This window comes from Burkholderia ubonensis, assembly GCF_902833085.1.
GTDB lineage: Bacteria > Pseudomonadota > Gammaproteobacteria > Burkholderiales > Burkholderiaceae > Burkholderia > Burkholderia ubonensis.
Genome location: NZ_CADFEB010000007.1, coordinates 232,576 through 245,496, shown reverse-complemented (window position 1 = coordinate 245,496; position 12,921 = coordinate 232,576). Strand labels below are relative to the sequence as shown.

The 12,921-nt window shown below is 68.7% G+C and carries 13 protein-coding genes; 6 read left to right on the top strand and 7 right to left on the bottom strand.

The features are described 5' to 3' along the window. Nucleotides 1–84: 84 nt before the first annotated feature. The 5 genes from kdpC to HWX31_RS20955 all read right to left on the bottom strand — a co-directional run bounded on the left by kdpC (nucleotide 85) and on the right by HWX31_RS20955 (nucleotide 5,982). Entirely contained in the window at nucleotides 85–666 is a 582-nt protein-coding gene (gene kdpC, locus HWX31_RS20975) for a potassium-transporting ATPase subunit KdpC (protein ID WP_174964898.1), read from the bottom strand. Nucleotides 667–678: 12 nt separating this feature from the next. Beyond that, nucleotides 679–2,790, bottom strand: coding sequence for a potassium-transporting ATPase subunit KdpB (gene kdpB / locus HWX31_RS20970; protein WP_174964897.1), 2,112 nt, complete (start codon nucleotides 2,788–2,790; stop codon nucleotides 679–681). Nucleotides 2,791–2,839: 49 nt separating this feature from the next. Further along, the gene (kdpA, locus tag HWX31_RS20965; RefSeq protein WP_174964895.1) at nucleotides 2,840–4,645 is read right to left on the bottom strand and encodes a potassium-transporting ATPase subunit KdpA; all 1,806 of its coding nucleotides are present in this window, start codon (nucleotides 4,643–4,645) and stop codon (nucleotides 2,840–2,842) included. Beyond that, the gene (gene kdpF / locus HWX31_RS20960; protein ID WP_174964893.1) at nucleotides 4,642–4,734 is read right to left on the bottom strand and encodes a K(+)-transporting ATPase subunit F; all 93 of its coding nucleotides are present in this window, start codon (nucleotides 4,732–4,734) and stop codon (nucleotides 4,642–4,644) included. Before kdpF ends, kdpA begins: the two co-directional genes overlap by 4 nt. 273 nt (nucleotides 4,735–5,007) lie before the next feature. After that, nucleotides 5,008–5,982 carry a quinone oxidoreductase family protein gene (locus HWX31_RS20955; RefSeq protein WP_174964891.1) on the bottom strand — a complete coding sequence of 325 codons (975 nt, stop codon included), beginning with the start codon at nucleotides 5,980–5,982 and terminating at the stop codon, nucleotides 5,008–5,010. A gap of 269 nt (nucleotides 5,983–6,251) precedes the next feature. Here HWX31_RS20955 and HWX31_RS20950 point away from each other — a divergent pair, with 269 nt between their 5' ends. Beyond that, the gene (locus HWX31_RS20950) at nucleotides 6,252–6,605 is read left to right on the top strand and encodes a Rap1a/Tai family immunity protein (protein ID WP_174964890.1); all 354 of its coding nucleotides are present in this window, start codon (nucleotides 6,252–6,254) and stop codon (nucleotides 6,603–6,605) included. A gap of 111 nt (nucleotides 6,606–6,716) precedes the next feature. On the opposite strand, the gene HWX31_RS20945 is transcribed toward HWX31_RS20950, so the two are convergent. Together HWX31_RS20945 and HWX31_RS20940 are read right to left on the bottom strand one after the other, a co-directional pair. After that, nucleotides 6,717–7,109, bottom strand: a complete 393-nt coding sequence (locus HWX31_RS20945) for a methylglyoxal synthase (protein ID WP_174964888.1) — start codon at nucleotides 7,107–7,109, stop codon at nucleotides 6,717–6,719. A gap of 52 nt (nucleotides 7,110–7,161) precedes the next feature. Beyond that, nucleotides 7,162–7,941 carry an SDR family oxidoreductase gene (locus HWX31_RS20940; protein ID WP_059618503.1) on the bottom strand — a complete coding sequence of 260 codons (780 nt, stop codon included), beginning with the start codon at nucleotides 7,939–7,941 and terminating at the stop codon, nucleotides 7,162–7,164. 170 nt (nucleotides 7,942–8,111) lie between these two features. Here HWX31_RS20940 and upp point away from each other — a divergent pair, with 170 nt between their 5' ends. The 5 genes from upp to HWX31_RS20915 all read left to right on the top strand — a co-directional run bounded on the left by upp (nucleotide 8,112) and on the right by HWX31_RS20915 (nucleotide 12,920). After that, nucleotides 8,112–8,762 carry a uracil phosphoribosyltransferase gene (gene upp, locus HWX31_RS20935; RefSeq protein WP_010091140.1) on the top strand — a complete coding sequence of 217 codons (651 nt, stop codon included), beginning with the start codon at nucleotides 8,112–8,114 and terminating at the stop codon, nucleotides 8,760–8,762. A 260-nt stretch (nucleotides 8,763–9,022) separates the two neighbouring features. After that, nucleotides 9,023–9,751, top strand: a complete 729-nt coding sequence (locus HWX31_RS20930) for a YebC/PmpR family DNA-binding transcriptional regulator (RefSeq protein WP_059613014.1) — start codon at nucleotides 9,023–9,025, stop codon at nucleotides 9,749–9,751. A 105-nt stretch (nucleotides 9,752–9,856) separates the two neighbouring features. Beyond that, nucleotides 9,857–11,134 carry a phosphoribosylamine--glycine ligase gene (gene purD, locus HWX31_RS20925; protein ID WP_059613012.1) on the top strand — a complete coding sequence of 426 codons (1,278 nt, stop codon included), beginning with the start codon at nucleotides 9,857–9,859 and terminating at the stop codon, nucleotides 11,132–11,134. Nucleotides 11,135–11,250: 116 nt separating this feature from the next. Beyond that, nucleotides 11,251–12,174, top strand: a complete 924-nt coding sequence (hemF, locus tag HWX31_RS20920; protein WP_174964886.1) for an oxygen-dependent coproporphyrinogen oxidase — start codon at nucleotides 11,251–11,253, stop codon at nucleotides 12,172–12,174. Continuing rightward, a complete protein-coding gene (locus HWX31_RS20915; protein ID WP_341829963.1) occupies nucleotides 12,165–12,920 on the top strand; it encodes a nicotinate-nucleotide adenylyltransferase in 756 nt (251 codons plus the stop codon). Before hemF ends, HWX31_RS20915 begins: the two co-directional genes overlap by 10 nt. The last annotated feature ends 1 nt before the right edge of the window (nucleotide 12,921 follow it).

Here is a 12,921-nt window from a genome sequence, read left to right as displayed (position 1 = left end):
AAGGCAAAGACGGCGCAAGCGCCGTCGGGCAAACGCGCGTCCGGCGCGGGTCGGGCCGCGCCGGACGCCGGATAAGCGAAGTGCTCAGTGCGCGGCCTGCGCCGCGTCCAGCGCGAGGTTCAGCTTCAGCACGTTCACGCGCGGCTCGCCGAGCACGCCGAACTGGCGCCCGGTCGTGTTCACGGCGACCAGATGCGCGACTGCGTCGGGCGACAGGTTGCGCGCCTTCGCGACGCGCTCGATCTGGTAGGCGGCCGCGGCCGGCGTGATGTCCGGATCGAGGCCGCTTGCGGACGCGGTCACGAGGTCGACCGGCACCGGCTTCGACAGGTCGGTGCCCGCGTCGCGCAGCGCGGCGATGCGCGCCTTCACCTGGTCGGCGAGCGACGGGTTCAGCGGGCCGAGGTTCGAGCCGCCCGAGCCGCTCGCGTTGTACGGCATCGGCGTGGTCGCCGACAGGCGGCCCCAGAAGTACTTCGGCGCGTCGAACGGCTGGCCGATCAGCGCGGAGCCGACCACCTTGCCGTCCTGCTCGATCAGGCTGCCGTTCGCCTGCGACGGGAACACGGCCTGGCCGAACACGGTCATCACGGCCGGATAGGCAAGCCCCGTCACCGCGGTCAGCACGACGAAGATCACGATCAGCGGACGAATCAACGTTTTCATGGTGAATTTCCCTCAGGCCCAGCCGAGTGCGGCGAGCGTCATGTCGATCAGCTTGATGAACGGGAACGGCAGCAGCACGCCGCCGAGGCCGTACACCAGCAGGTTGCGGCGCAGCAGCGACGCGGCGCCGAGCGGCCGGTACGTGACGCCCTTCAGCGCGAGCGGGATCAGCGCGACGATGATCAGCGCGTTGAAGATCACCGCCGACAGGATCGCGGACGACGGCGAGCTCAAGTGCATGATGTCGAGCACGCGTAGTTGCGGATAGGTCGTCACGAACGCGGCCGGGATGATCGCGAAATACTTCGCGATGTCGTTCGCGATCGAGAACGTCGTCAGCGAGCCGCGCGTCATCAGCATCTGCTTGCCGATCTCGACGATCTCGATCAGCTTGGTCGGGTTCGAGTCGAGGTCGACCATGTTGCCCGCTTCCTTCGCCGCCTGCGTGCCGGTGTTCATCGCGACCGCGACGTCGGCCTGCGCGAGCGCCGGCGCATCGTTGGTGCCGTCGCCCGTCATCGCGACCAGCCGCCCCGCCGCCTGGTGCTCGCGGATCGTCGCGAGCTTGGTTTCCGGCGTCGCTTCCGCGAGGAAGTCGTCGACGCCGGCCTCCGCCGCGATCGCCGCCGCGGTCAGCCGGTTGTCGCCCGTCACCATCACGGTCTTGATGCCCATCTTGCGCAGTTCCGCGAAGCGCTCCTTGATGCCGCCCTTCACGATGTCCTTCAGCTCGATCACGCCGAGCACGCGCGCCGCGCCGTCGCGCAGCTCCGCGACCACGAGCGGCGTGCTGCCGCGGCGCGCGACGTCGTCGACCGCGCGGCGCACTTCGTCCGGAAAGCGGCTGCCGTGCGTCTCGACGTAGCGGCGGATCGCATCGGCCGCGCCCTTGCGGATCTCGCGGTGCGGCGCCCCGGAGGACGTCGCCTCGGGAGACAGGTCGACGCCGCTCATCCGCGTCTGCGCGGAAAAGCCGATGAACGTCGCGTGCAGCTGCGCCATGTCGCGCTGGCGAATGTTGAAGCGCTCCTTCGCGAGCACGACGATGCTGCGGCCCTCCGGCGTCTCGTCGGCGAGCGACGACAGCTGCGCGGCATCGGCGAGCGCCTCCTCGGTCACGCCCGGCGCCGGCACGAACGCCGACGCCTGACGGTTGCCGAGCGTGATCGTGCCGGTCTTGTCGAGCAGCAGCACGTCGACGTCGCCGGCCGCTTCCACCGCGCGGCCCGAGGTCGCGATCACGTTCGCCTGCATCATCCGGCTCATGCCGGCCACGCCGATCGCGGACAGCAGGCCGCCGATCGTCGTCGGGATCAGGCACACGAGCAGCGCGACCAGCGCGGTGATCGTCACCACGTGCCCCGCCTTCATTGCTTCCACCGAGAACATCGAGAACGGCAGCAGCGTCGCGGTCGCGAGCAGCATCACGATCGTCAGCGCGACCAGCAGGATCGTCAGCGCGATCTCGTTCGGCGTCTTCTTGCGCTTCGCGCCCTCGACCATCGCGATCATCCGGTCGAGGAACGCCTCGCCCGGATTCGCGGTGACCTTCACGACGATCCAGTCGGACAGCACGCGCGTACCGCCCGTCACCGACGAGAAGTCGCCGCCCGACTCGCGGATCACCGGCGCGGATTCGCCGGTGATCGCCGATTCGTCGACCGACGCGACGCCGTCGACCACTTCGCCGTCGGCCGGGATCACGTCGCCCGCCTCGACCAGCACGACGTCGCCCTTGCGCAGCTCGGTCGCGGTGGTGATGCGGATCGGCGACTTCGGATGCGGCTCGTTGAGCTTCTTGGCCATCACGTCGCGCTTCGCGCTGCGCAGCGAGGCGGCCTGCGCCTTCGAGCGGCCTTCGGCGAGCGCCTCCGCGAAGTTCGCGAACAGCACCGTGAACCACAGCCACAGCGCGATCGCGAGGATGAAGCCCGCGGGCGCCTCGGCCTGGCCGACGAGCGCGGCGATCCACAGGATCGTCGTCAGGATGCTGCCGACGTACACGCAGAACATCACCGGGTTGCGGAACTGCGTGCGCGGCGTGAGTTTCTTGAACGAGTCCACGATCGCCGGGCGCAGCAGCGCCGGGTCGAACATGGAGCGTGTTGCGGAATGTTGAGTCATCGCAATCTCTTGAATGCTTGTCCTTGTTGGCGTGCGTGCGGTGAACGCATTACGCGCCCAGCCACATCATCAGGTGCTCGACGCCGGGCCCGAGCGCGAGCGCGGGCACGTAGGTCAGCGCGCCGACCAGCAGCACCGTGCCGAGCAGCAGCACGACGAACAGCGGCCCGTGGGTCGGCAGCGTGCCGCTCGTCGTCGCGATGCGCTTCTTCGCGGCGAGCGAGCCCGCGATCGCGAGCACCGGCACGATCGTGCCGAAGCGGCCGAACCACATCGCGATCGCCGTCATCCAGTTGTAGAACGGCGTGCCGACCGTCAGGCCCGCGAACGCGCTGCCGTTGTTGTTCGCGGCGGAGCTGAACGCGTACAGGATTTCCGAGAAGCCGTGCGGGCCCGGGTTCGCGATGCCGGCGCGGCCCGCATCGGCGAGCACCGCGATCGACGTGCCGACCAGCACCAGCAGCGGCGTGAGCAGCACGACGATCGACACCATCTTCATCTCGTACGCCTCGATCTTCTTGCCGACGTATTCGGGCGTGCGGCCGATCATCAGGCCGGCGACGAACACCGCGAGCAGCGCGAACACCAGCATCCCGTAGAGACCGGAGCCGACCCCGCCGTAGACCACTTCGCCGAGCTGCATCAGGAGCATCGGCACGAGGCCGCCGAGCGGCGTCAGCGAATCGTGCATCGTGTCGACCGCGCCGCACGACGCGGCCGTGGTCGCGACCGTGAAGATGCCGGTCTGCGCGATGCCGAAGCGCGTTTCCTTGCCTTCCATGTTGCCGCCCGCCTGCAGCACGCCCGCCGACTGGTCGACGTGCAGCGCCGCGAGCGTCGGGTTGCCGGCCTGCTCGGCGCTCACCTCGACGCCGACCGCGACCGTGAATGCGACCGTCATCGCCGCGAGCACCGCGATGCCCTGCCGGCGGTCGCCGATCATGCGGCCGAACACGAGGCACAGCGCGGCCGGAATGATCAGGATCGCGAAGATCTGCAGGAAGTTCGCGAACGGCGTCGGGTTCTCGTACGGATGCGCGGAGTTCGCGTTGAAGAAGCCGCCGCCGTTGGTGCCGAGCATCTTGATCGCTTCCTGCGACGCGACCGGGCCCATCGCGAGCGTCTGCTTCGTGAGCGGCGTCGCGACCGTCACCGGGTTGCCCTTGTCGTCCTTGACCGGGTTGCCCTGCGCATCGAGCTTCGGCGCGGCGTAGGTGCTCGCCTGCAGCGCCGGCACGTCCTGGTACGCCTTCATGTTCTGGATCACGCCCTGGCTCATCAGCAGCGCGGCGATGATCGCGGCCATCGGCACGAGCACGTACATCGTCACGCGCGTCAGGTCGACCCAGAAGTTGCCGATCGTCTGCGCGGTGTGGCGCGCGAAGCCGCGGATCAGCGCGATCACGACGATGATGCCCGTGGCCGCGGACAGGAAGTTCTGCACGGTGAGGCCGAGCATCTGCGTCAGGTAGCTGACGGTCTGCTCGGGCGTGTAGTCCTGCCAGTTCGTGTTGGTGACGAAGCTGACCGCGGTGTTGAACGCGCCGTCGACCGTCATCGGGCCGAACTGCTGCGGGTTGCCGGGCAGCAAGCCCTGCAGGCGCAGGAGACCGTAGAGGAACAGCGCGCCGAGCGCGTTGAACGCGATCGTCGCGATCGCATACTGCTTCCAGTTCATTTCGCTGCCGGCGTCGACGCCGGCGATGCGATAGAGCGCGCGCTCGAGCGGGCCGAATACGCGCACGACGCGCGAGCTGCCGTCCATCACCGCCGACAGGTAGCGCGCGACCGGCACGGCCGCCGCCAGCAGCACGACGATGAACAGCACCGATTGAAAGATCGTGTTCGCGTTCATTCGATGTCCTCCGCGCGCAGCAGCGCAAAGACGAGATACGCGAACAGCAAGGCGGACGCAGCGCCCGCCAACCACAGCATCCAGGTCATGCCCGCCCCCCGCGGCCGTATTGCGCGAGCTTCTCGCAACCGGCGATCAAACCGAGGATCAGCGCGGTGAACAGCACCAGTGCGCCGATGAAAACCCCATCCATTTTTGTGTTCTCCGTCGTCGAAATCGGACGAGTAGAACCTTATTGGAACGCGCGTAAAGGACGGGTCAAAGGTCGTAGGGGGCGTATAAAAAACGCGTAAACGGGCAGGCGGCGCCGCAGCGCCGCCCGGGGGAATACGCGCGCCGGCCGGTCGGCCGGCGCGGCGGTGTCAGGGCACGAGGATCGTCGAGCCGGTGGTCTTGCGCGCCTCGAGATCGGCGTGCGCGCGCGCGACTTCCGCGAGCGGATAGCGCTGGTTGATGCTGGTCTTCACCTTGCCCGACTGGATCACGTCGAACAGCTCGGCCGTGGCCGCTTCGAGATCCGCGCGTTTCGCGATGTACGAGAACAGCGTCGGCCGCGTGAAGAACAGCGAGCCGCGCGACGAGAATTCCTTCGAGTCGATCGGCGGCAGCGGGCCGGACGCGTTGCCGAAGCTGACGAACAGCCCGAGCGGCGCAAGGCAGTCGAGCGAGCCGATGTAGGTATCCTTGCCGATCGAATCGTAGACGACCGGCAGCAGCGCGTCGTTCGTGATCGCCCGCACGCGCTCCGTGAAGTTCTCGCGCGTATAGACGATCGGGTGATCGCAGCCGTGCGCCTTCGCGATCCCGGCCTTCTCGTCGGAGCTCACCGTACCGATCACGGTCGCGCCGAGCGCTTTCGCCCACTGGCACACGAGCAGGCCGACGCCGCCCGCCGCCGCATGAATCAGGATCGTGTCGCCGGCCTTGACCCGATACGTGCGGCGCACCAGGTAGTGCGCGGTCAGGCCCTGCAGCATCACCGACGCCGCTTCGTCATAGCCGATGCCGTCCGGCAGCCTGACGAGGCGGTCGGCGGGCAGCACGCGCTCCTGCGCGTACGCGCCGGGCGACGACGACACATAGGCGACGCGGTCGCCCGGCTTGAACGCGGTCACGTCGTCGCCGACCGCCGTCACTTCGCCGGCCGCCTCCATCCCGAGCCCGCCGGGCAGCGGCTGCGGATAGAGCCCGGTGCGGAAATACACGTCGATGTAGTTGAGCCCGACCGCATGCTGCTTGACGCGGACCTGGCCCGCCTGCGGCTCGGCGACCTCGACGTCGACCCACTTCATCACCTCCGGGCCGCCCGCCTGGTCGTATCGGATTGCTTTCGGCATCGTTTCGCTCCTCGTTTGATTGGAAATACCGCTCGGCGAACGCGTCGGCGTCGGTCGGACGGCGCTGCATGCGCACGCGGGTCGCACCGCGGGATTCTCGCGCGGCGTGCGCAAACACGCAGCGCGCCGTCGCAATCCCTTGATCGGCGTAGGGATATCGCAGGGACCGGTCGGATGCCGTCGGCTGACACGGCGTCACATGATTCCCACGCACATTTATGAGATGACAGCCGTGCTATGGTTTTTTCCGAACTCTCGAGTGACATGCCATGAGCGTCTTTTCTATCCGAAACAAGTTCGTTTTCGTGTTGTTGTCGGCGACTGTCGGCATCGCAAACGGGACCGCGGTGCCGCGCGTCGACGGCGTTCGACTGCTCGACGGCATGAGCCGTACCGATAACAGTCCGTACGCGAACGCCGAGCGTCACGTCATGTCCGGTTATCTGGCCGGCGTGGCAGATGCCGCCGAAGGCAAGGACTGGTGCGGCACTGGACGCGTCAAACCGGGAGAAATCGATTCGGAAGTGCTCGGCGAGCTCCGGACGCTGCCGCGGGACGCGCTAAAGGCCGGCGCGGCGGGCCTGATCGTCAACGTCTTGCGACAAAAATACCCGTGTCATTGATCGACGAATACCGCGCGACATGCAGCCAATGCCGATAACGGCGAATCGCGGCGGCGCCGGGCATCGCTGTCGTCCGGACAGCCCGCCCGCCGCACCGCGGGCCAACTCGCGTCAGCCCGCGTCGGCGAAACGCAGCGCCAGATCATCGAGCAGCATCCGCGCGGTCGCGACATTGGTCGCCACCGGCACGTTGTGCACGTCGCACGCGCGCACCAGCGCGGTGATGTCCGGGTCGTGCGGCTGCGCGGTCATCGGGTCGCGCAGGAACACGACGACGTCGACCCGGCCCTCGGCCAGCTCCGCGCCGATCTGCAGGTCGCCGCCGAGCGGCCCGGACAGCTTGCGCTCGACATCGAGGCCGTGCGCGGCCGCGATGCGGCCGCCCGTCGTGCCGGTCGCGACCAGCCGGCAGCGCGCAAGCGCCGCGCGGTACTCGCCCGCGAGCGCGACGATCTCGTCCTTCTTCGCGTCGTGCGCAATCAGTGCGATGCGGGGTGTGCTCATCTCCAAGTCCTTCGGTGTGTTGTCGTCATAAAAGCCTGCCGCGCGGCGCCCGTCAGAACGTTCCTGGATAAGCGCCGCCGTCGAGCAGCCAGTTCTGCCCGGTGATGTAGCCCGCATGCACGCTGCACAGGAACGCGCACGCGGCGCCGAACTCGTCGCGCGTGCCGAGGCGGCCCGCCGGAATCTCCCGCGCGCGCCGCTCGCGCATTTCGTCGACCGTCACGCCCTTCGCCTGCGCCGACGCGGCGAGCGTCGTCGCGATCCGGTCGGTGTCGAACAGGCCCGGCAGCAGGTTGTTGACCGTCACGTTGTGCGCGGCGACCCGGCGCGCGAGCCCCGCGACGAAGCCGGTCAGCCCGGAGCGCGCGCCGTTCGACAGCGCCAGCACGTCGATCGGCGCCTTCACGGCGGAACTCGTGATGTTGACGATCCGGCCGAAGCGGCGCGCGATCATCCCGTCGACGGTCGCGCGGATCAGCTCGATCGGCGTCAGCATGTTCGACTCGAGCGCGCGGATCCAGTCGTCGTGCGAGAAATCGCGGAAGTCGCCCGGCGGCGGGCCGCCCGCATTCGTCACGAGAATGTCCGGCTGCGGGCAGGCGGCAAGCGCGGCCGCGCGCCCGTCCGGCGTCGTGATGTCGCACGCGACGGCGGTCACGGCGACGCCCGACGCCGCGCGGATCGCGTCCGCGGTCGCCTCGAGCGTGTCGCGCGTGCGCGCGACGATCACGAGATTCACGCCCTCGGCGGCCAGCGCTTCCGCGCAGCCTCGCCCGAGGCCCTTGCTTGCCGCGCACACGAGCGCGGTCTTCCCTGCGATGCCGAGATCCATCGTCGATATCCGTTGATTGCGGCGCGCCGGGCGGCGCGCGGGTTGTCGGTCAGACGTCGATAATATCCGGATCGCGCGGCCCGTCTTGGTAAACTTGCGTCATTGCGCGCAGACGGGCCCGCCGCCCGCCTGCCGTCCCGATCCCCTTTTGCGCCAGGGCGCCCCCCGTCATGAAACAGGACAGCCGTTTCCCGAATCTCTTCATCCTCGATCACCCGCTGATCCAGCACAAGCTGACCCACATGCGCGACAAGGACACGTCGACGCGCACGTTCCGCGAGCTGCTGCGCGAAATCACGCTGCTGATGGGCTACGAGATCACCCGCAACCTGCCGATCACCACCAAGCGGGTCGAAACGCCGCTCGTCGAGATCGACGCGCCGGTGATCGCCGGCAAGAAGCTCGCGATCGTCCCCGTGCTGCGCGCGGGCGTCGGGATGTCGGACGGCCTGCTCGACCTGGTCCCGTCGGCGCGCGTCGGCCACATCGGCGTGTACCGCGCGGACGACCACCGCCCGGTCGAGTACCTCGTGCGCCTGCCGGACCTCGAGGACCGGATCTTCATCCTGTGCGACCCGATGGTCGCGACCGGCTACTCGGCCGTGCACGCGGTCGACGTGCTCAAGCGCCGCAACGTGCCGGCCGCGAACATCATGTTCGTCGCGCTCGTCGCCGCGCCGGAAGGCGTCCAGGTGTTCCAGGACGCGCATCCGGACGTGAAGCTGTACGTCGCGTCGCTCGACTCGCACCTGAACGAGCACGCGTACATCGTGCCGGGCCTCGGCGACGCGGGCGACCGGCTGTTCGGCACGAAGAACTGAGGAATGGCGATCCGGGGGCCGGCCATCCGGCGGCCGGCGATCCCGGGACCGGCCATCCGGCCCTCCGCGGGTTTCGCGGCGGCCGGCCCCGGCCATTCGGCCATGCGCGACGGCCCCAAGCGGACGGCCGCCGCGTGATAAAATCTCGCTCCACTCGACACGCGCGGCCCCCGCGGCTTCACGCCCGCCCCAACGGCCGCCGATTCAACGACACATTGGCTTAAACGCCCGCGCAGAGCGCCGGGGCGACGGAGAAACGTATGGCTGGTCACTCGAAATGGGCCAACATCAAGCATAAGAAGGCAGCGGCCGACGCGAAGCGCGGCAAGATCTGGACCCGCCTGATCAAGGAAATTCAGGTCGCGGCGCGCCTCGGCGGCGGCGACATCGGCTCGAACCCGCGCCTGCGTCTCGCGGTCGACAAGGCGGCCGACGCGAACATGCCGAAGGACAACGTGAAGCGCGCGATCGATCGCGGCGTCGGCGGCGCGGACGGCGCGAACTACGAGGAAATCCGCTACGAAGGCTACGGCATCAGCGGCGCGGCGATCATCGTCGACACGCTGACCGACAACCGCACCCGCACGGTCGCGGAAGTGCGCCACGCGTTCTCGAAGTTCGGCGGCAACATGGGCACCGACGGCTCGGTCGCGTTCATGTTCGATCACGTCGGCCAGTTCCTGTTCGCGCCGGGCACGTCGGAAGACGCGCTGATGGAAGCGGCGCTCGAGGCGGGCGCGAACGACGTCAGCACGAACGACGACGGCTCGATCGAAGTGCTGTGCGACTGGCAGGAATTCTCGAAGGTGAAGGACGCGCTCGAAGCCGGCGGCTTCAAGGCGGAACTCGCCGAAGTGACGATGAAGCCGCAGAACGAAGTCGAATTCACCGGCGACGATGCGGTGAAGATGCAGAAGCTCCTGGACGCGCTCGAGAACCTCGACGACGTGCAGGAGGTGTATACGAACGCCGTCGTCGTCGAGGAATGAGATGCCTGCCGCCGTGCCTCGTTCGCGGCGGCGGCCCGACCGATTATCGCGGCCGGCGCGCCTGAGCGTGCCGGCCGCCCTGTTTTTTAGTCTGCGGGGAATCCCATGAAACTACTCGTCGTCGGTTCCGGCGGCCGCGAACATGCGCTGGCGTGGAAGCTCGCGCAGTCGCCGCGCGTCCAGATGGTCTACGTCGCGCCCGGCAATGGCGGCACGGCGCAGGACGAGCGCCTGAAGAATGTCGACATCACGTCGCTCGACGCGCTCGCCGATTTCGCGGAAAGCGAAGGCGTCGCGTTCACGCTCGTCGGCCCGGAAGCGCCGCTCGCGGCCGGCATCGTCAACCTGTTCCGCGCGCGCGGCCTGAAGGTATTCGGCCCGACCCGCGAAGCGGCGCAGCTCGAAAGCTCGAAGGATTTCGCGAAGGCGTTCATGAAGCGCCACGGCATCCCGACTGCCGACTACGAGACCTTCTCCGACGCGGCCGCCGCGCACGCGTACATCGACGCGAAAGGCGCGCCGATCGTCGTCAAGGCCGACGGCCTCGCCGCGGGCAAGGGCGTCGTGGTAGCGATGTCGCTGGAAGAAGCGCACGCGGCCGTCGACATGATGCTGTCGGGCAACAAGCTCGGCGACGCCGGCGCGCGCGTCGTGATCGAGGAATTCCTCGACGGCGAGGAAGCGAGCTTCATCGTGATGGTCGACGGCAAGCACGCGCTCGCGCTGGCCTCCAGCCAGGACCACAAGCGCCTGCTCGACGAGGACCGCGGCCCGAACACGGGCGGCATGGGCGCGTATTCCCCTGCCCCGATCGTCACGCCGCAGATGCACGCGCGCGTGATGCGCGAGATCATCATGCCGACCGTGCGCGGGATGGAGAAGGACGGCATCCGCTTCACGGGCTTCCTGTATGCGGGCCTGATGATCGACAAGGACGGCAATCCGCGCACGCTGGAATTCAACTGCCGGATGGGCGACCCCGAGACGCAGCCGATCATGGCGCGCCTGAAGAGCGATTTCTCGAAGGTCGTCGAGCAGGCGATCGCGGGCACGCTCGACACGGTCGAGCTCGACTGGGACCGCCGCACCGCGCTCGGCGTCGTGCTGGCCGCGCACGGCTATCCGGACGCGCCGCGCAAGGGCGACCGCATCAACGGCATCCCGGCCGAGACCGAACAGGCGGTGACGTTCCACGCGGGCACGACGCTCGACGGCGACAAGCTGACGACGTCGGGCGGCCGCGTGCTGTGCGTGGTCGGCCTCGCCGACTCGGTGCGCGAGGCGCAGCAGCATGCGTACGAAACGATCAACCAGATCAATTTCGAAGGCATGCAGTACCGCCGCGACATCGGCTACCGCGCGCTGAGCCGCAAGAGCGCGTAACGTCGGCAACCGGCGCCCCGCTGACGCGGCCGCGCCCTTCCTCTGCCGGGCTTCGATAGAATGCCCGGCAGATGCATTTTTTACGCCCGCATTTCCGAGGGGCACTCAGTCCAGACATGACCGATTCGACCTACGACGTGAAGCGCGTGCGCGCCTACCTTCAGGGCCTGCAGACCCGCATCGCCGACGCGCTCGGCGCGCTCGACGGCACGCCGCTCGCGACCGACGCATGGCAGCGCGGGCCGGCCGAGCGCCTGCGCGGCGGCGGCTGCACGCGCATCCTCGAGGACGGCCAGGTGTTCGAGCGCGCCGGCATCGGCTTTTCCGACGTCGCGGGCGACGCACTGCCGCCGTCGGCGAGCGCGGCGCGCCCGCAACTCGCGGGCCGCGGCTTCGAGGCGCTCGGCGTGTCGCTCGTGCTGCACCCGCGCAATCCGTACTGCCCGACCGTGCACATGAACGTGCGGATGCTGATCGCGACCAAGCCCGGCGAAGCGCCGGTGTTCTGGTTCGGCGGCGGGATGGATCTGACACCGATTTATGGCTTCGAGGACGACGCGCGGCATTTCCACCAGACCTGCAAGGACGCGCTCGATCCGTTCGGCGCGGACCTGTATCCGCGTTTCAAGCAGTGGTGCGACGAGTATTTCTTCCTCAAGCACCGCAACGAGGCGCGCGGCATCGGCGGGATCTTCTTCGACGATTACGCGGAGCCCGGTTTCGAACGCGCGTTCGAAATGATGCAAAGCGTCGGTGACGCGTTCCTCGCCGCGTACCTGCCGATCGTCGAGCGCCGCCGCGACACGCCGTACGGCGAGCACGAGCGCGCGTTCCAGGCCTACCGTCGCGGCCGCTACGTCGAATTCAACCTCGTATTCGACCGGGGCACGCTGTTCGGCCTGCAAAGCGGCGGCCGCACCGAGTCGATCCTGATGTCGATGCCGCCGGTCGCGAACTGGCGCTACGACTGGCAGCCCGAGCCGGGAACGCCCGAGGCGCGCCTGACCAGCGACTTCCTCGTGCCGCGCGACTGGGTCTGAGCCTCGCGCCACCGCAACGAAAGGGACCCGTTCTGAACAACACCACCCGCCCCGCCCCGCTGCCGAGCCCGCTCTTGCGTCGCATCGGCCTGCTGGGCGGCACGTTCGACCCGATCCACGATGGTCATCTCGCGCTCGCCGGCCGCTTCGCCGACGTGCTCGGCCTGACCGAGCTCGTGCTGCTGCCCGCCGGGCAGCCGTACCAGAAGCGCGACGTGTCGGCCGCCGAGCATCGCCTGGCGATGACGCGCGCCGCCGCGCAAGCGCTCGTGCTGCCGGGCACGACGGTCAGCGTCGCGACCGACGAGATCGAGCACGCGGGGCCGACCTACACCGTCGACACGCTCGCGCGCTGGCGCGCGCGCGTCGGCCCGGACGCGTCGCTGTCGCTGCTGATCGGCGCGGACCAGCTCGTGCGGCTCGACACCTGGCGCGACTGGCGCCGGCTGTTCGACTACGCGCACATCTGCGTGTCGACCCGCCCCGGCTTCGATCTTGGCACCGCGCCGCAGGCGGTCGCGCAGGAAGTCGCCGCGCGGCAGGCCGGCGCCGACGTGCTGATGGCCACGCCGGCCGGGCGCCTGCTGATCGACACGACGCTCGCGTTCGACATCGCCGCGACCGACATCCGCGCGCACCTGCGCGAATGCATCGCGCGCCGCGCGCAAATGCCCGACGCATCGGCCGAGCACGTGCCGCCTGCCGTCTGGGCCTATATTCTTCAACATCGTCTCTACCAATCCTGAA